The organism is Tardiphaga sp. (genome assembly GCF_028290495.1).
Lineage (GTDB): Bacteria > Pseudomonadota > Alphaproteobacteria > Rhizobiales > Xanthobacteraceae > Tardiphaga.
Map to the genome: position 1 here is coordinate 18196 of NZ_JAQGJT010000070.1, position 18405 is coordinate 36600.

The 18405-nt window shown below is 64.3% G+C and carries 16 protein-coding genes; 11 read left to right on the forward strand and 5 right to left on the reverse strand.

Going from position 1 to position 18405, the window contains the following annotated elements:
- Nucleotides 1–30 precede the first annotated feature (30 nt).
- Nucleotides 31–468, forward strand: coding sequence for a DUF1489 domain-containing protein (locus JWQ24_RS13180; RefSeq protein WP_299808424.1), 438 nt, complete (start codon nt 31–33; stop codon nt 466–468).
- Between the two features lie 157 nt (nt 469–625).
- Here JWQ24_RS13180 and JWQ24_RS13185 read toward each other — a convergent pair whose 3' ends face one another.
- A complete protein-coding gene (locus JWQ24_RS13185; RefSeq protein WP_299808426.1) occupies nt 626–2995 on the reverse strand; it encodes a xanthine dehydrogenase family protein molybdopterin-binding subunit in 2370 nt (789 codons plus the stop codon).
- A 207-nt stretch (nt 2996–3202) separates the two neighbouring features.
- Between JWQ24_RS13185 and JWQ24_RS13190 the strand changes: the two genes are divergently transcribed.
- Together JWQ24_RS13190 and JWQ24_RS13195 are read left to right on the forward strand one after the other, a co-directional pair.
- On the forward strand, nt 3203–4276 hold the full coding sequence (locus tag JWQ24_RS13190; protein WP_299808427.1) for a Ppx/GppA phosphatase family protein: 1074 nt from the start codon (nt 3203–3205) through the stop codon (nt 4274–4276).
- A 65-nt stretch (nt 4277–4341) separates the two neighbouring features.
- Entirely contained in the window at nt 4342–5052 is a 711-nt protein-coding gene (locus JWQ24_RS13195; RefSeq protein ID WP_299808429.1) for an RlmE family RNA methyltransferase, read from the forward strand.
- Nucleotides 5053–5102: 50 nt separating this feature from the next.
- Here the strand turns inward: JWQ24_RS13195 and JWQ24_RS13200 are convergent, their stop codons facing one another.
- The 3 genes from JWQ24_RS13200 to JWQ24_RS13210 form a co-directional block, all read right to left on the reverse strand.
- Nucleotides 5103–5888 (reverse strand): enoyl-CoA hydratase/isomerase family protein, encoded by a 786-nt coding sequence (locus JWQ24_RS13200; protein ID WP_299808431.1) that lies wholly within the window; start codon nt 5886–5888, stop codon nt 5103–5105.
- A gap of 38 nt (nt 5889–5926) precedes the next feature.
- A complete protein-coding gene (locus JWQ24_RS13205; RefSeq protein WP_299808434.1) occupies nt 5927–6904 on the reverse strand; it encodes a tripartite tricarboxylate transporter substrate binding protein in 978 nt (325 codons plus the stop codon).
- A gap of 75 nt (nt 6905–6979) precedes the next feature.
- The gene (locus JWQ24_RS13210) at nt 6980–8176 is read right to left on the reverse strand and encodes a CaiB/BaiF CoA-transferase family protein (RefSeq protein WP_299808437.1); all 1197 of its coding nucleotides are present in this window, start codon (nt 8174–8176) and stop codon (nt 6980–6982) included.
- Nucleotides 8177–8221: 45 nt separating this feature from the next.
- Between JWQ24_RS13210 and JWQ24_RS13215 the strand changes: the two genes are divergently transcribed.
- Entirely contained in the window at nt 8222–9088 is an 867-nt protein-coding gene (locus JWQ24_RS13215) for an IclR family transcriptional regulator (protein WP_299808440.1), read from the forward strand.
- A gap of 25 nt (nt 9089–9113) precedes the next feature.
- Here the strand turns inward: JWQ24_RS13215 and JWQ24_RS13220 are convergent, their stop codons facing one another.
- Nucleotides 9114–10589 (reverse strand): MFS transporter, encoded by a 1476-nt coding sequence (locus tag JWQ24_RS13220; RefSeq protein WP_299808442.1) that lies wholly within the window; start codon nt 10587–10589, stop codon nt 9114–9116.
- A gap of 308 nt (nt 10590–10897) precedes the next feature.
- Here JWQ24_RS13220 and guaB point away from each other — a divergent pair, with 308 nt between their 5' ends.
- The 7 genes from guaB to JWQ24_RS13255 all read left to right on the forward strand — a co-directional run.
- Nucleotides 10898–12385, forward strand: a complete 1488-nt coding sequence (gene guaB / locus JWQ24_RS13225; RefSeq protein WP_299808444.1) for an IMP dehydrogenase — start codon at nt 10898–10900, stop codon at nt 12383–12385.
- Between the two features lie 267 nt (nt 12386–12652).
- On the forward strand, nt 12653–13276 hold the full coding sequence (locus JWQ24_RS13230) for a hypothetical protein (RefSeq protein ID WP_299808471.1): 624 nt from the start codon (nt 12653–12655) through the stop codon (nt 13274–13276).
- A gap of 99 nt (nt 13277–13375) precedes the next feature.
- Entirely contained in the window at nt 13376–14401 is a 1026-nt protein-coding gene (locus tag JWQ24_RS13235) for an NADP-dependent oxidoreductase (RefSeq protein WP_299808447.1), read from the forward strand.
- 114 nt (nt 14402–14515) lie between these two features.
- Nucleotides 14516–14866, forward strand: coding sequence for an MAPEG family protein (locus JWQ24_RS13240; RefSeq protein WP_299808450.1), 351 nt, complete (start codon nt 14516–14518; stop codon nt 14864–14866).
- A gap of 110 nt (nt 14867–14976) precedes the next feature.
- Entirely contained in the window at nt 14977–16284 is a 1308-nt protein-coding gene (locus JWQ24_RS13245) for an RsmB/NOP family class I SAM-dependent RNA methyltransferase (protein WP_299808454.1), read from the forward strand.
- 207 nt (nt 16285–16491) lie between these two features.
- Complete coding sequence (gene guaA, locus JWQ24_RS13250) at nt 16492–18114, forward strand: glutamine-hydrolyzing GMP synthase (RefSeq protein WP_299808457.1); 1623 nt, start codon at nt 16492–16494, stop codon at nt 18112–18114.
- Between the two features lie 58 nt (nt 18115–18172).
- On the forward strand, nt 18173–18405 hold a 233-nt coding region (locus tag JWQ24_RS13255; RefSeq protein WP_299808460.1), incomplete at its 3' end, for a hypothetical protein.

Sequence of the window (18405 nt, forward strand, 5' to 3'; positions counted from 1 at the left end):
CATCCCGCCGCCAATGACCATTTCGGACACATGTCGCTGAATCTCATCAAGCTCGCCGTCGGTTGTGAATCGATCAAGGAGTTCAAAGGCTGGGTCGCCGAACGCCTCGCCGTGGCGAAGCAGAGCGGCGCGCCGTTGCACCATACCCACGTCACCCGGATGGTGCCCAAGCGCGACGCCGAACTGCTCGACGGCGGTTCGATCTACTGGGTCATCAAGGGCGAGATCGCGGTGCGCCAGAAGCTCGTCGCGATCGAGCCGTTTCGCGACAGCTCCGGCATCAACCGCTGCCGGCTGCGGATGCAGCCGAAGGTGTTTTCGGTGTCGCCGCGCCCGCTGCGCCCGTTTCAGGGCTGGCGCTATCTCGCGATGTCTGATGCGCCGCCGGACCTCGGCCGCGCCGCCGCCTCCATTGAGGCGATGCCCGAGCCGATGCGGCGTGAGCTGCGGGAATTGGGTTTGCTGTAGGGGGGTCGACGCATCCCTCTCTGGTTCCCCGGATGCGACGCAACACGAAGTGTTGTTTCGCAGAGCCGGGGTCGTTGCGGGCAATGCAGTTTGAAATGGTCCCGGCTCTGCGCAGCAGCGCTACGCACTGCAGCGCCTCCGGGACATGCGACGGCGCTTACGCCGCTTTCTTCTTGCCGTCCTGGATCGCGCGCCAGATGCGCTCGGAGGTCATCGGCATGTCCATCTGGGTCACGCCGTAATCGCTGAGCGCGTCGATCACCGCATTGACGACGGTGGCGAGGCTGCCGGCGCAGCCGGCTTCGCCGCAGCCCTTGGTGCCGAGCGGATTGGACTTTGCCGGCGAGGGATGGTCGCCGGTCTTCATGGTCGGAATGTCGCCGGCGCGCGGAAGCGCATAGTCCATGAACGAGCCGGTGATCGGCTGGCCGGACTCGTCGTAGCTGACTTCTTCCATCAACGCCTGGCCGATGCCTTGAGCTACGCCGCCATGCAACTGGCCAGCGACGATCATCGGATTGACGATGGTGCCGAAGTCGCTGATCCCGGTATAGCCGACGATCTTGATGACGCCGGTGTCCGGCTCGATCTCGACTTCGGCGACGTGGCAGCCGTTCGGGAAGGTCGAGGGCACGTCAGAGCCGGTGTGGTCGACGTCGAGCGACGACGGCACGCCGTCGGGCTGCTTTCCATCGCGCAGCCGCTTCGACAACTCCATGATGTCGATGCTGCGGTCGGTGCCGGCGATGGTGAAGCGGCCGGCCTTGAATTCGATGTCGGCCTCCGAAGCTTCCATCAGATGCGCCGCCGCCGCCTTACCCTTGGCGACAATGAGATCGGAGGCCTCGACGATGGCTTGGCCGGAGGCGGTGATCGAGCGCGAGCCGCCGGTGCCGTTGCCCATGCGGACGAGATCGCTGTCGCCCTGTTCGAGCCGGATCGCCTCGAACGGTACGCCGAGCTGCGCTGATAGCACCTGCGCGAACGGCGTGGCATGACCTTGGCCGTAATCCAGCGTGCCGGTAGTGAGCGTCACCGTGCCGTCGGCGTTGAACACGACCTTGCCAAGCTCGCCGGACGGCGGCGCCGTCACTTCGAGATAACAGCCGACCGCGATGCCGCGCAGCTTTCCGGCCTTGCGGCTGTCCTTCTTGCGCTTGGCGAAGCCCGCGTGATCGGACATTTCCAGCGCCTTGGCGAACACGCCGCCGAAATCGCCGCTGTCATAGGTGACGCCGGAGGCCGCCGCATAGGGCATCTGCGACGACTTGACGAAATTGCGCTTGCGCAAAGCGAGGCGGTCGATACCCATCTCTTCGGCCGCGCGGTCGATCAGGCGCTCCATATAGTAGTTCGCTTCCGGCCGTCCGGCACCGCGATAGGCGCCCATCAAGGTCATGTTGGTCAGCACGCACTTGATGTCGACCGACAGCAGCGGTGTCTTGTAGACGCTGGCAAGGTTCTTCGCGGTATTGAGCGATAGCGGACCCGGAGCGACGCCGCTGATATAGGCGCCAAGATTGCCGTAGCCCTTCAGCCGCACGGCGAGAAACTTGCCGTCGCGATCGAGCGCCAGCTCGGCGTGGATGTCTTGTGAGCGGCCCTGGCTGTCGGACAGGAAGCTCGAGGAGCGCTCCTCGAGCCATTTCACGGGCTTGCCCAGTTCCTTCGCGGCATGCAACAGGCAGATATATTCGGGGTAGCTGATGTTCTTCATGCCGAACGAGCCGCCGACATTGCCGGTCAGGATCCGCACCTTGTCGGGCGCGACGTTGAGCAGCTTGGCCAGCGCGTTGCGGTTGCCGGCGACGCCCTGGGTTGCGACCTGGATGATGTGACGTTCACCGGACTTGTCGTAGGATGCCAGCGCGCCGCGCGGCTCCATCGACACCACGGCGACGCGGGTATTGGTGATGTCGAGTTTCGTTACATGCGCTGCGGCGGCAAAGGCGGCTTCGACCTTGCCGGCGTCGCCGTAATGATAATCCAGCGCGACATTGTTTGGGATGTGATCCCACAGGACAGGCGCGCCGGGCCGGGTGGCTGCTTCGCAGTCGGTCACGGCGGGCAGCGGCTCGATGTCGACTTCGACGGCCTCGGCGGCGTCACGCGCCTGCGCCACGGTATCGGCGACCACGAAAGCGACGGGATCGCCGACGAAGCGGACCTTGTCGCTCATCAGCGCGTTGCGGTTGGTCTGCAGCAGGGCGGAGCCGTCGCGGTTCTTCAGCGGCAGGCCGCAGGTGAACGGGCCGTAATTGGCCGCTTCCAGATCCTTGCCGGTCCAGACGCCGTGCACGCCGGGCATCGCTTTGGCGGCGGTGGTGTCGATGCCGCGGATGTTGCCGTGAGCATGCGGGCTGCGCACGATCCACGCATGGAGCTGGCCGGGCAGGTTGATATCGTCGGTATATTGGCCCTTGCCGCGGACCAAAGAGTCGTCTTCCTTGCGGCGCACCGGCTGGCCGACCCCGTATTTCTGCATGGCCATGGCGTTGTCGATGGGTGCGCCGGTATGATCTTGCATTGCCAAATCCATCAAATTTCGTTTTTCGCGTGGTTTCGCCCGGTTTGGCGGCCCAACGGAGCTTTTCAGATAGAGCAGGGACCCCCCCGCCACAATGTATGATTGGGCATGGGGCTGTGCGGCGGTTGCGCTGCTTTCGCGCCCTGCTAAACTTTCCGTGAATGGATATTTCCATGTCGACCGGCGCGGTCGCGGAAAGCAGATTGAATGACGGATGACACGCGGCTTCGTGACGGCTTTGCGCCGCGCGGGCCTGCGCAGGGATTGGCTGTGCAGCGATCGGGCGGAATGGCCGCCGACGGCCGGGACGCCAGCTCCAGCGTCTATGCCGCGCTTGATCTCGGCACCAATAACTGCCGGCTGCTGATTGCTCAGCCCGCCGGCGACAGCTTTCGCGTGATCGATTCGTTTTCCCGGATCATCCGCTTGGGAGAGGGCGTGTCTACCTCCGGTGTGATCAGCGAGGCGGCGATCGCACGTGCCGTCGCCGCACTAAGCATCTGCCGGGACAAGATCCAGTTGCGCGGCGCGCAGCGGCTGCGGCTGATCGCGACCGAAGCCTGCCGTGCCGCGTCGAATGCGGACGACTTTCTGGCGCAGGTGGCACGCGACGCCGGCATCACGCTGGAGATCATCGACCGTGAGACCGAGGCCGCGTTGGCGGTGATTGGTTGTTCGCCGTTGCTCGATCCTAAAGGCCGCGGTGCGATCCTGTTCGATATCGGCGGCGGCTCCAGCGAGTTGGTTCGGATCGCGCGAGATCCCGCCGATCCAGATGCCAAGCCCGAAATCAGGGCGTGGATGTCGATCCCGCTCGGCGTGGTGACGCTGGCGGAGAAATTCGGCGGCGAGCACGTCACCAAGGAATCCTATGCGCTGATGGTGAAAGACGTCGCCCAGCACGTCGCGCCGTTTGCGATCGAGCATGGCGGCGACCTCGACGGCATGCACCTGCTGGGCACTTCGGGCACGGTCACGACGCTGGCCGGCGTGCACCTACATCTGCCGCGCTATGACCGCCGCCGCATCGACGGCGTCTGGCTCGGCCATGACGACCTCGACGCCACCATCGCCAAGCTGCTGTCGATGAGCTTCGAGGAGCGCGCCGCCAACCAGTGCATCGGCCCGGAACGCGCCGATCTGGTGCTGGCCGGCTGCGCCATTCTGGACGCGATCCGCCACGTGTTCCCGCTGCCGCGGCTGCGGGTCGCGGATCGCGGCCTGCGCGAGGGTATGCTGGTCGAAATGATGCGCGAGGACGGCCTGATCGGGGGCGGCTGATCGGATGCGGCTTTTCTGGCCCGGTGTGCTAGAGAACGCGCGAACCCGAAAGCAAGCACCACAATATGGCCAAAGACACCACCGGACGGCTGCACGTCACCGTCAAAAGCGCCGGCAGGCTGAAACATTCGTCCAAGCTCTGGCTCGAACGCCAGCTCAACGACCCCTATGTGCAGCAGGCCAAACGCGACGGCCTGCGTTCGCGCGCGGCCTACAAGCTGATCGAAATCGACGATAAATACCGCTTTCTCAAGCCGGGGATTTCGGTGATCGATCTCGGCGCGGCGCCGGGCGGCTGGAGCCAGATCGCCGCCAAGCGCACCGGTTCCGCACAGGGCAAGGCCAAGGTGATCGCCATCGATCTCCTGGAGATGCCGGAGATCGATGGCGTGACCTTCGCGCAGCTCGATTTTCTGCAAGACGATGCGCCGGCCAAATTGCGCGAGATGATGGGCGGCAAGGCCGACGTCGTTTTGTCCGACATGGCCGCCAACACCACCGGCCACCGCAAGACCGACCAGCTGCGCATTGTCGGTCTGGTCGAGGACGCCGCGGCATTTGCCGCCGACGTGCTGAAGCCCGGCGGTACTTTTGTGGCCAAAGTGTTCCAGAGCGGCGCCGACGCCACCTTGATGACGCAGCTGAAGCGCGACTTCACGACCGTGAAGCACGTCAAGCCGGCCTCAAGCCGCAAGGATTCCTCCGAGCGCTACGTGCTGGCGATGGGATTCCGCGGCGTGGCCGGCGAAAAGCGCGTCGGGCAGGGCGAGGAATAGCGCAGCACGCCGCGCCTTCCTGGCGAGATATCGATCAGGCGCGGCGCCGGTTATTTCGGCGCTTCGTTCCAGTTCGGCGTGCGCTTTTCGACGAACGCTCTGAGCCCTTCCTGGGCGGCGTCGGTCACCGCGACGTTGCAGAAATCCTCGACGGCATTGGCAATGCTGCGCCGGTAGTCCAGATCGATCTGGCGCATGAACGACGCCCGTCCCATCCGCATCACGGTTTCGGACTTGGCGGCGAACACGGCGGCCATCGACATGGCCGCGGCATCGAGCTCGGCATCCGGCAAGACGCGCGTCACGATCCCCAGCGCGTGCGCTTCCGCAGCATCGAAGGTGCGGCCCGTGAAGAGCAGCTCGAAGGCACGGTGCCGACCGATGATGCGTGGCAGATGGGCGAAGTGGATCGCCGGCAGCACCCCGACATCGATTTCCGGGTAGCCGAAGGTGGCGCTCACGCCGGCAAGAACGACGTCGCAAGACACGGCCATGGTCATGCCTCCGCCCCGCGCGGCGCCGCCGACGGCGGCGATCGAGGGCTTACCCAGATTGTACTGGGCGTCATACAGATTGATGTAGAGCTCTTGCAGGAATTCGCGGATTTCCTCGCCGGGCTTGCCCAGCAAGATATCGAGATCGAGTCCCGCCGAAAAACGCCGTGCGATCGCGCTCGACAGCACGACGGCCCGCGCCGTCTTGTCCGCCGCAGCCCGCTGGAAGGCTGCGACGACGGCGCGGATCATGTCCAGGCTCAACGCATTGACGGGAGGGCGCGTGAGCGTAATCCGTGCGATGCGATCGATGACGTCGTATTGGACGATGGGGTCGGACATGATTTCTCCTGGGTGTCTCGGCGGGGCGGCTTTGCCTATCAGAGTGGCTTCAGCCCGATCTCATTTGCGACGCGAGTCCAGCGTTCGCTCTCGCGCGCGACGTAGTCCTTCAATTCCGCCCGGGGAACGACAAGGCGCTCCGCGCCACGCAGTTGCAGCGCATCGGCGAAGCTCTGCTGCGCCATCGTGTCGTAAAGTGCCGATTGCAGGCGGGCGACCGTTGCTTCTGGCGTTGCCGCCGGGACCTGCACCGAGAACCAGAAGGTGAGGTCGAAACCGGCGAAGCCTGCTTCCTTCATGGTCGGTACGTTGGGTTGTTGTGACACGCGCTCGGCGGAAGTCACGGCCAGCGCACGGACGGTGCCGGCGTTGATCTGTTCGGTGCTGGTCGTGATGCTGTCAAACAGCATGTCGACGCGGCCGCCTATGACGTCGGTCAGGGCGGGAGCGCTGCCGCGGTAAGGCACCGGCACCGCCTCGATCCCCGTCAGTTTCTGGAACATGGCGCCGAGAATATGCGGCGAAGAGCCTGCACCGAAGGTTGCGTAGGTGAGGCCGCCCGGCTTGCTCTTGGCGAAGGTGATCAGGTCCGCCACTGACGACACGTCGGTTACCTTCGGATTGACGACCAGCACGTTTGGTAGCGATGCCGTCGTAGCGATGGTGTTGAAGTCGCGCATCGGATTGAAGGAGGGGGCGGGGTATAGAATCGGGTTTACCGCCAGCATCGCCACCGTGCTGTGCAGCATGGTGTATCCGTCAGCGTCGCCCTGGGCGACCGCGACGGCGCCGAGATTGCCGGCCGCGCCCGCGCGGTTCTCGACCACCACCGACTGTCCGAGGTTACCGGCCAGTGGATCGACCAGCAGACGAATGATGAAGTCGGTCGGGCCCCCCGCGGCAAAAGGCACCACCATCTTCAAGGGCCGGACGGGAAACGTCTGGGCGCGCGCCAGCTTGGGTGTGGCGAGAAGTCCAAGTCCGGCTGCCATGACGGCACGACGACTGATGTTCATGATTTCCTCGGCTTGTTTTTGTGAAATGGAGCCGGGACCGATGGTCCCGATGACTGCGATCGGTTGGGCTTGCGGCTAGCGCCCGGGCTTTTCGAACACGATCCGTTCCGCGACCATCCGGTCGATCTCGGCATCGGACAGCCCCGCGGCGCGGCAGACATCGCGGCTGTCGGAGCCCAGCGGTTTCGGCAGCGACCGAAGCGCGCCCGGCGTCCGCGACAGCTTGATCGGGATGCCCAGCGCCTTGTAGTCGCCGTCCTCAAGAATCATTTTGCGGTGGATCGTATGCGGCGCGGCGAGCACGTCGGGAACGTCCTTGATCGCACTCGCCGGAATTCCGCTCCGCAGCAGCCGCGTGCTGAGCTCTTCCGCATCCTGTTCGTTCAGGACGACCTGAAGCAGGTCGTGCAGGGCATCGCGGTGCTGCACGCGCAAGGCGTTGGTTGCAAACCGCGGATCGGCGGAGAGCTCGGTGCATGCGAGGAATTTGCACACGGCGATGAACTGGCCGTCGTTGCCTACGCCGAGAAACATCGGTCCGGTCCGGGTGGCAAACTCTTCGTAGGGCGCGATGCTGGGATGCTGGTTGCCGCTACGCGCCGGGACCGCGCCGGTCTGCAGATATCCTGCGGCATGCGGATGCAGGTAGGTCAGTGCGCAATCGTACAGGCTGACGTCGAGCTTCTGGCCGAGGCCGGATCGCTCTCGCTCCAGTGCCGCCAACAGGATGGCCGCGAGTGCGTTCATGCCAGTGCCGATATCGACGATCGACATGCCGACGCGGGTGGGGCCGGAGTTCGGGCTGCCGTTCACGCTCATGCAGCCAGTAATCGCCTGAACCACCGAGTCGTAGCCGGGCAGGCCGCCGAGCGGACCGTCGTCGCCGAAGCCGGTGATATGGCAATAGATGAGCTTCGGAAACCTGCCGGACAGCACGTCCTCATAGCCGAGGCCCCAGCGCTCCAGCGTGCCGACCTTGAAATTATGGATCAGCACGTCGGCGCCTTCCAGCAGACGCAGTAGCAACGCGCGGCCTTCCTGCTTTGAAAGATCCACTGAGGCGTGGTGCTTGTTGCGGTTGATCCCGCTGTAATAGGCGCTGCCTTCGGGGCTGAACGGCCCCCAGCTGCGGGTCTCGTCGCCGTTCGGCGGCTCGATCTTGATCACCTCGGCGCCGTGGTCGCCCAGGATTTGCGTGCAGAACGGGCCCGCGAGCACCCGGGAGAGGTCAATGACTTTAAGGCCCGCCAAGGCGCCACTGGTATTTTTCATTATATGGTCCAACTATTCCGTATAATGAAACTAACTTAAGCTTTCTTGATCGTCAATCGGGGGCTCCCGGCGAATCCCCTGTATGAAGATCGGGGAGTCGGGTCGAAGGTAGGAATGATGTCGGGAAGACGGGCCAAGCCGGAAGATGGAGCGATAGAGGGCGATGCCAGCAGTCCGAGTGGCGCGCTGCTGCGTGGCCTCGAAGTGCTGCAGGCATTCGGGCCCGACCGGGACGTTCTGGGGAATGCCGATATCGCAGCCGCCACGGGGCTTCCGAAACCCACGGTGTCGCGGCTGACGCGGGCGCTCGTGGACGCGGGCTATCTCGATTACGAGCCGGTGCGGGGCAAGTATCAATTGAGGCCGCGCGTCCTGACGCTGGGTTTCTCTCTATTGAGCAATATGAAAATCCTGCCGATGGCGCACGAGCAGTTGCAGCGGCTCGCGACGGCCAGCGGGTGCACCGTATCGCTGGCGTGGCCGGATGCCCCGAACATGATCTATCTCGATCGCTGTACCGGCGAGGTGATGCCGTATTTTTTCAGCGTGGGCTCCGCCGTCGACATGGCGCGGACCGCGACCGGACGCGCCTACATCGCCGCCCTCGAACCAGTAGCGCGAACCACGCTTCTCGCCTCGTTGGCGCGGCATCGCCCGGATGACTGGGACAGCGCCGCAGCCGGGATCGAGCAGGCCGTGGCCGACGTCGCCGAAAAGGGCTTTTGCTTTGTTGACAACACGTGGCGTCGCAATATTCGCGGCATCGCCGCGCCGCTGGTGTCCCGCGACGGACGCACCCGGATGTCGGTCAACTGCGTGACCACCACTTTCGCCATGACTTCGGAAATGCTGGTCACGAAATGGGGGCCGATGCTGGCGAACATGGCGCAGGCACTGTCGGATCACCTCTGAGGACGCAACGACCGGCGCGCTAAGGTCACCCCAGCTTCTGATCGCGCGCTTCTTCGGTGCCTTCGGAGGCGGCCTTGGCGGCGGCTTTCTCGACACCCTTGCGGCTGGCGATGGCGATGACCTTGCGGCCGGAAATTTCGTGGCCGGCGTCGTCGGGCATCTGCCAGAAGAAATACGCCGACGCCGCCGACAGCAGTGACACCACGAGGAAGGCCGGCGCGAAATCGTCGGCGGAGAGCTGGGACATCTTGTTCAGCACCATGCTGGATTCCACGCAGGCCGCACCGACCGCGACGCCGGCGGAGATCGCCAGCTGCTGGTTGACGCTCACCAATGTGGTGGCGCGGCTCATCTGGTTCGGCTCCACCTCGGCATAGGCCACGGTGTTGATGGCGGTGAATTCCAGTGAGCGGAAGAAGCCGCCGACCACCAGAATGATCAGGATCAGCGTCAGCGGCGTCGTCACCGTGAACAGCGCGCAGGCGGCGAGGAACACCGAGCTGACCACGGCATTCACGGTCAGCACGTTGCGGAAACCGAAGGTGCGGATGACCTTCGCCGCCAGCGCCTTCATACCCATCGCGCCGACCGCCGAGCCAAACGTCACCAGGCCGGAGCGGAACGGCGACAGCCCGAAACCAACCTGCATCAGCAGCGGCAACAGGAACGGCAGCGCGCCGATGCCCAGCCGGAACAGGAAGCCGCCGATGATCGCGGCGCGCAGGGTCGCCAGCCGCAGCAGCGTGAAATCCAGTACCGGCGACGAGGTGCGACGGGCGTGGAACACATAGAGCGTCATCGCCGCCACGCCGATGCCGACGAGGCCCACGACGATCGGCCACGGCAACAGGCCGAGGCCTGCGACTGAGGCGCCGAAGGCGATGCCCGCAAGGCCGACCCCGGCCAGGATCAGGCCCCACAGGTCGAAACGCTCAGGGTCGTCACTGCGGATCGGATCGATGTAGCGCTGCGCCAGATAGATGCCGAGGCAGCCGATCGGGATGTTGATCAGGAAGATCCAGTGCCAGGAGAAATAGGTGGTGATGAAGCCGCCGAGCGGCGGGCCGATCACCGGGCCGATCAGGGCCGGCATGGTCATCCACGCCATCGCATTGACCAGCGCGCTCTTGTCGATGGAGCGCAGCAGCACCAGGCGGCCGACCGGTGTCATCATCGCCCCGCCGATGCCCTGGATGATGCGCGCGATCACGAAGTGCGTCACCGTCTGTGAAAGCGCGCAGCCGATCGAGCCGACCATGAACACCGCTATCGCCGTCGAAAACACTGCGCGCGCGCCAAACCGGTCGGCGGTCCAGCCGCTTGCTGGAATGAACACCGCCAGCGACAAAAGATAGGAAGTTATCGCCAGTTTCAGCGTCAGCGGGCTGGTGCCGATGTCGGCCGCGATCGCCGGCAGCGAGGTCGCGATCACCGTGGAGTCCATGTTTTCCATGAACAATGCGGAGGCGACGATCAGCGGGATCAGGCGTTCTTTGTTCATGAGAATTCTTGCGATTCTTCCGGTGGGGCTTCGCGGCGCTTTAACATCCCGCCGCCGCCACGGCCATTGGCCGAGGCCGCATGGTGTCTAACGGCTGCGTGAACGGCAGGGCAGGGTAGCCCGTCAAAATCCTGTGCAATCCCGGCGCATGGCAGCCAAACGCTTTGAATCGCAGGCGCTCCATGCTATCGACCACCGCCAACCCTCCCGATGGGCTTCGATTCGACGACGATGCATCGCATCGGCGGCCAATTGGCTCATCCCAAGGTATTTTAGCGCGGCGAATTCGCCGCTGAATGGAGTTGGCGATGGCGGTTATTCACAAAATTCGCGAAGCGTTTACGTTCGACGACGTGCTGCTGAAGCCCGGCCTGTCGGACATCCTGCCTTCCGACGCCGACATCCGCTCGTTTGCGACCCGCGCCATTCCGCTGAATATCCCGATCATCGCCTCGGCGATGGATACCGTCACCGAAGCCCGCATGGCGATCGCGATGGCGCAGGCCGGCGGTCTCGGCGTGATCCACCGCAATTTCGACGTTGAAGGCCAGGCTGCGCAGGTGCGGCAGGTAAAGAAGTATGAATCCGGCATGGTGGTCAATCCGCTGACCATCGGCCCTGACGCGATGCTCGCCGACGCGCTGGCGCTGATGACCGAGCACGGCTTCTCCGGCATTCCCGTGGTGACCGGCGCCAGCAAGGGCGTCCCCGGCAAGCTGGTCGGCATCTTGACCAACCGCGACGTGCGCTTCGCCAAGGACCCGAAGCAGAAGATTTCGGAACTGATGACGCATGAGAACCTGGTCACGGTTCGCGAGGGCGTCAGCCAGGACGAAGCCAAGAGCATGCTGCACCAGCATCGCATCGAGAAGCTGCTGGTGGTCGATGACCAGTACCGCTGCGTAGGCCTGATCACCGTCAAGGACATGGAGCACGCAGTCGCGCATCCGCTGGCGTCCAAGGATTCTCAGGGTCGGCTGCGCGTCGCCGCCGCGACCACTGTGGGCGAGGGCGGTTTCGAGCGCACCGAGCGGTTGATCGATGCCGGCGTAGATATTATCGTCGTCGATACCGCGCATGGTCATTCGTCGCGCGTGCTGGAAGCCGTCGCCCGCATCAAGCGGATCTCCAACGCCGTGCAGGTGATCGCCGGCAACATCGCCACCACCGAAGGCGCCCAGGCGCTGATCGATGCCGGCGCGGATGCGATCAAGGTCGGCATTGGTCCGGGCTCGATCTGCACCACCCGCATGGTGGCCGGCGTCGGCGTGCCGCAGCTCACCGCGATCATGGATGCCGTGGAAGCCGCCAAGAAGCACAACATCCCGGTGATCGCCGATGGCGGCATCAAGTTCTCCGGCGATCTCGCCAAGGCGCTGGCAGCCGGCGCCGACATCGCGATGGTCGGCTCCTTGCTGGCAGGCACCGACGAGACGCCCGGCGAAGTGTTCCTGTGGCAGGGCCGGTCCTACAAGGCCTACCGCGGCATGGGCTCGGTTGGCGCGATGGCGCGCGGTTCGGCCGATCGCTACTTCCAGCAGGACATCAAGGACTCGCTGAAGCTGGTGCCGGAAGGCGTCGAGGGCCAGGTCGCCTACAAGGGCCCGGTCGGCAACGTCATGCACCAGCTCGCCGGTGGCTTGCGTGCCGCGATGGGTTATGTCGGCGCCAAGAACCTCACCGAGTTCCACGACAAGGCGGAATTCGTCCGTATCACCAGCGCCGGACTGCGCGAAAGCCACGTCCATGACGTGACGATCACCCGCGAAAGCCCGAATTACCCCGGCGGCAACTAAAGCGATCTCGAACGGAGCGGCTGCGGGTTCGCGTTAGAAAGCGCATTAAAACAATAAGCTAGAGCCTCCGTTCCGATTTATCGGAACGGAGGGGGCTCCAGGCCTTCTGCCCAAAGATAGCCCCACAATAGAGCGAAAACGCGCTATTGTTCCCGTGTCACGCGTGCTGCCACTGGCGCAGCCGATCGCCCCACTGCGTCAGACGGGGCGTGTGGCGTGGTATTTCGAGAACCCTCTCGCGATCGTCAGAAGAGAACGTTGAATATCATGGTCGATTGGACGAACGAGCGCGTCGCCGCGCTTTCCACCCCGGATCTGAAGAATCTGCTGGCCAACGCCGAGCGCAAGGACGTCGCCGAAGTCATCGCGCAGTGCACCGCCGAGCTTGAAAAGCGCCAGGCCAACAAGCCGCGCAAGGCCGGCATGCCGCGCAGCGAAAACAAGCAGTTCGAACACGACATGGCGGGCGAACTCGCCGTGGTCGGCAAGGCAATGGCCGAGAAATACGACCTCTCGGAGGAGACCGCGAAAGCGGCCTCGGTTGGCGTCAAGGGTTTCAAGTCGCACAAGCTGCTCGATGCCAAGGGCTACGCCAAGCTCGGCGGCATGCAGCGCGACGGCTCGGTGGCGATCGATCGCTACATCTCCTATCGCCGTGGCAAGGATATCGTTTCGCTCAGCGTGTTCCTGCTCAAGGACCAGCAGGTCGAAGAGCATGAGTTTCAGGTCATCGCGCCTCTGACCATGCTCGACGGAGGCAAGCCAGTCGCGGAAATCCGCCCGACCGCGACCGTCGCACAGAAGCAGTCGGCCGATGGCGGGCTGGCGTTCAAGGACCTGCCGAGCGCAGCCGAGGCTTTTGACAAGGTGCTCGCGAAGATCACGGCCTGATCCGATATTGACGACGAGCATGCGGCGCGCGACCTTCGCGCGCCGCATTTTTGTGTCGGCCCATCAAACGTTCAACGAGAAACATCCGGGGAAACCATCATGACTGCATCACCCAAGCGCATCGTTCTCGCCGCCCGCCCGCATGGTGAACCGAAGCCATCGGATTTTCGCTTCGAGGATTTCGCGATGCCTTCGCCCGGCGAAGGCGAGGTGCTGCTGCGCACGATCTGGCTGTCGCTCGATCCCTACATGCGCGGCCGCATGAGCGAGGGGCCGTCTTATTCGGCGCCGGTGCCGATCGACGGCGTCATGGAAGGCGGCACGGTCAACGAGGTGCTGTCGTCGAACTCGCCTGATTTCGCCAAGGGCGACATCGTGCTGGCGCATTCCGGCTGGCAGAGCCACGCGGTGGTCGATGGCAAGATGCTGCGCAAGATCGATGCGGCGCTCGGCCCGATCTCCACCGCGGTGGGCATTCTCGGCATGCCCGGAATGACGGCCTATACGGGCCTGCTAGATATTGGCCAGCCGAAGGCCGGCGAGACCGTCGTGGTTGCCGCGGCGTCAGGTGCCGTCGGCTCGGCGGTCGGGCAGATCGCGATGATCAAGGGCGCACGCGCGGTTGGCATCGCCGGCGGCAAGGACAAATGCGACTACGTGAAGAACGAACTCGGCTTCGACGACTGCATCGATCACCGTGATCCGGATTTTGCCGCGAAGCTGAAGGCGGCGTGCCCGAACGGCATCGACGTGTATTTCGAGAATGTCGGCGGCGCGGTGTTCGACGCGGTGTTTCCGCTGCTCAATGATTTCGCGCGCGTGCCGGTGTGCGGGCTGATTGCGCAATACAACGACACGGCGGACGCCTCGCCACCATGGGCCGGCAAGATGCTGCGCAACATCCTCACCAAGCGCCTGACGCTGCGCGGCTTCATCGTTCGCGATTTCGCCAGCCGCCGCGGCGATTTCCTGCGCGACATGTCGCTGTGGGTGCGCGACGGCCGGGTGAAGTACCGCGAATTCGTTACCGAAGGCCTCGACAGCGCGCCGGAGGCTTTCATCGGTCTGCTCAAAGGCAAGAATTTCGGCAAGCAGCTGGTCCGCGTCGGGCCTGACAAAGTTTGAGCCCGCTATTCGTCCCGCGAAAACGGGGACGAATAGCGGTGTCCGGCGCGCTTCAATTGTCATGGGGCGGGGCGGGGTCTATAGCGTAGGCCCGGCCCCGCAGGAGAAATCTCGATGACAGTTCAAATGGTGCTACTGCCGGTGTTCGTGCTGGTGTTTCTGACGCTCGGGCTGTTCTTTTGGACCGGACGGCGCGACGCGGTTGCGCGCAGCGACGCTGCTGACGCCACGAACCACGCCTCGCAGCTCGATCTGTTGTTCTACACGCTGATCGCGATAGGCCTGCCGCTGCGCAAGATCGATCTGGCGCTGGTCTGCCTGTCCTGGGTTTTCGTCGTGACGCGTTTCCTCCACGCCGGTATTTATATCGCCGGCAACAGCCGCTCTCAGGCGTGGCTGGCCGGCGCTCTGGTACTGCTGGCGATGTGGTTCTACTTCGCCCTGCGCATGCTTCTGCTGATCTGAGCTTGTTGTCTTGACGCGTTTTCTGAACGCGAACCGGTATCCACTTCGCTCGACAACGCTACGGGCGCGCGCCCTCCATTTTCCTGCATTTCCCTTGCTGAAAGACTGCCATGACTCCCGCCGCCAAACTCTCCGCTGCGATCGAACTGATCGAGGCCATCGACACCCAGCGCGTGCCCGCCGCGAAAGCGCTGAAGGAGTGGGGCACCGCGCACCGCTACGCCGGCTCGGGTGATCGCGCCGGGATTTCCGGCCTGGTGTGGGATGTGCTGCGCCGCCGCGCCTCCAGCGCCTGGATCATGGACAGCGACACGCCGCGCGCCCGCGTGCTCGGCATGCTCAAGGCAGAGCGCAAGATGGACGTCGAGGCGATCGCCGCCCTGTGCGACGGCGGCCGGTTCTCGCCGGAGCCGCTGTCGGACGCCGAGCACGCCGCTCTGTCGTCGCGCACCGCCGATGATGCGCCGGCGCATATCGCCGGCGATTATCCGGAATGGCTCGACTGTTACCTCGCAAAGGTATTCGGGGATGACCGCGTCGCCGAAGCCACCGCGATGGCCAGCCGCGCGCCGCTCGACCTGCGCGTCAACACGCTGAAGGCCAAGCGCGACAAGGTGCTGGGCTCGATCCGGCATCTGGGCGCCACCGAGACGCCTTGGTCGCCGCTCGGCCTGCGCATCGATCTGGGCGCCGACGCGCGCAACCCCGGCATCCATGCCGAGGAAGATTTCATCAAGGGCGCCATCGAGGTGCAGGACGAGGGCTCGCAGCTCGCAGCACTTTTGTCGGGCGCCAAGCCCGGCGAGCAGGTGATCGACCTCTGCGCGGGCGCGGGCGGCAAGACACTGGCGCTGGCGGCGATGATGCAGGGCAAGGGCCGGCTGATCGCCACCGACAGCGACAAGCGCCAGCTGGCGCCGATCCACGAGCGGCTGTCGCGCGCGGGCGTGCACAATTGCGATATCCGCACCCCGAAGGGCCCGGATGATACGCTGAACGATATCTACGCCTCGGCCGATCTGGTGGTGATCGACGCGCCGTGCACCGGCACCGGCACCTGGCGCCGCAATCCCGACGCCAAATGGCGGATGCGGCCCGGCGCGCTCGAGGTCCGGGTCAAGGACCAGATCGAGGTGCTGGAGCGCGCGGTGCCCCTGGTGAAGGCCGGAGGCCGGATCGCCTACATCACCTGCTCGGTGTTGCCGCAGGAGAACAACGAACAGATCCGCGCCTTCGTCTCCCGTCACCCGGATTTCTCGGTGGTGCCGGTGGAGCAGGTGACCTCGGTGCTGTGGGACAAGGCCGAGGCCTTTGCCGCGGCGACATATCAGAGCCCCGAGGGCCTGCTGATGACCCCGCGGCGCACCGGCACCGACGGCTTCTTCGTTTCGGTCATGGTGCGCAACAAGGCTGGCTGAGACCCATCGTCCGTGATTGCGAGGAACCCTTGCGACGAAGCAATCCAGCCTGCGCCTGTGGCCCCCTGGATTGCCGCGTCGCTTCGCTAAGGGGAAAGCCAACGGCTTTCCCCTTACCTCGCAATGACGGGGATAGTGCGGTGCAAGGCTGCCATCTGCCGCCTTTTCAGGGTTGCGACCCCGCCGGGAGTCGCGTAATTCCTCGCTATGACAGCCTCCAGCAAAATTTCCGCCTCAAAGTCCGATCCGTCGCCGCATGTGGCCGCGGAGCATGACAAGATTCTGATCGTCGATTTCGGCTCGCAGGTGACGCAGCTGATCGCGCGCCGGGTGCGCGAGGAGGGCGTCTATTCCGAGATCGTGCCCTTCAATAAGGCCGAAGCCGCCTTTGCGGAGATGAAGCCCAAGGCCGTGATCCTGTCCGGCGGACCGGCCTCGGTGCTCGACCACGACGCGCCGTCGGTGCCGCTGTCGATCCTCACTTCCGGCGTGCCGGTGCTCGGCATCTGCTACGGCGAGCAGACCATGGCCAAGCAGCTCGGCGGCACCGTGGAAGCCGGCCATCACCGCGAATTCGGCCGCGCCGCGATCGAGATCACCGACGACTGCGCGCTGTTCGACGGCGTCTGGGAGAAGGGCGGCAAATACGACGTCTGGATGAGCCACGGCGACCGCGTCACCAAATTGCCGGAAGGTTTCCGCGCTGTCGCGAAAGCGCCAGGCTCGCCGATCTCGGTGATCGCCGATGATGTCCGCAAGTTTTACGCGATGCAGTTTCACCCCGAAGTCGTGCACACGCCCGATGGCGCGAAACTGATCCGCAATTTCGTGCGCAAGGTCGCGGGCCTGACCGGCGACTGGACCATGCGCGCGTTCCGCGAGGAAGCGATCGAGAAGATCCGCGCCCAGGTAGGCACCGGCAAAGTGATTTGCGGTCTGTCCGGCGGCGTCGATTCCGCGGTGGCTGCCGTGCTGATCCACGAGGCGATCGGCGACCAGCTCACTTGCGTGTTCGTCGATCACGGCATGCTGCGCAAGGACGAGGGCAAGACCGTCGTCGACCTGTTCCGCCACCACTACAATATCCCGCTGGTGCATGTGGAGGCCGAGGCGCTGTTCCTCGGCAAGCTCGAAGGGGTCACCGACCCCGAGAAGAAGCGCAAGATCATCGGCAGCCTGTTCATCGACGTGTTCGATGCCGAGGCCAAGAAGATCGCAGCCTTAGGTAAAGGATCGGCAGATTTTCTGGCGCAAGGTACGCTGTATCCCGACGTGATCGAGAGCGTGTCGTTCACCGGCGGCCCTTCAGTCACCATCAAGTCGCACCACAATGTCGGTGGTCTTCCCGACTTCATGAAGATGAAGCTGGTCGAGCCGCTGCGCGAACTGTTCAAGGACGAGGTACGCGTGCTCGGCCGCGAACTAGGCCTGCCGGAAATTTTTGTCGGCCGCCATCCGTTCCCGGGTCCCGGCCTGGCTATCCGCTGTCCCGGCGAGATCACCGCCGAGAAGCTCGACATCCTGCGCAACGCGGATGCGGTCTATATCGACCAGATCCGCAAGGCCGGCCTGTACGACAAGATCTGGCAGGCGTTTGCGGTGCTGCTACCGGTCAAGACCGTGGGCGTGATGGGCGACGGTCGCACCTACGAATTCGTCGTCGGCCTGCGCGCAGTGACCTCGACCGACGGCATGACCGCCGACTTCTATCCCTACGACATGAAGTTTCTGGGCGAGACCGCGACGCGGATCATCAACGAGGTCAAGGGCGTCAACCGGGTGGTGTATGATGTGACGAGCAAGCCGCCGGGGACGATCGAGTGGGAGTGAACGCGGGCCACAAGGCCGGTCTGCGTGTTATCTCCTGATGGAGCAAGGCTTCGCCATCATGGATGTGGAACTCGTGCTCTCGGATGTACTGAAGCGGAAGGAGATCTATACCTTCTTCAGCCGTTCGGCGTTCGAAAAGGCCGTCGCCTATCAGGCCCAAGGACGCGTCAGGGAGCTGGAGATCAGCGACGATCTCAGCCACCTCAGCGCCACGGTGCGAGGAAGCGGATCCAACATCTATCGCGTCGATATTCAATTGGTTTTCAGTCAAGGCCGGCTCGCCGATCTCCA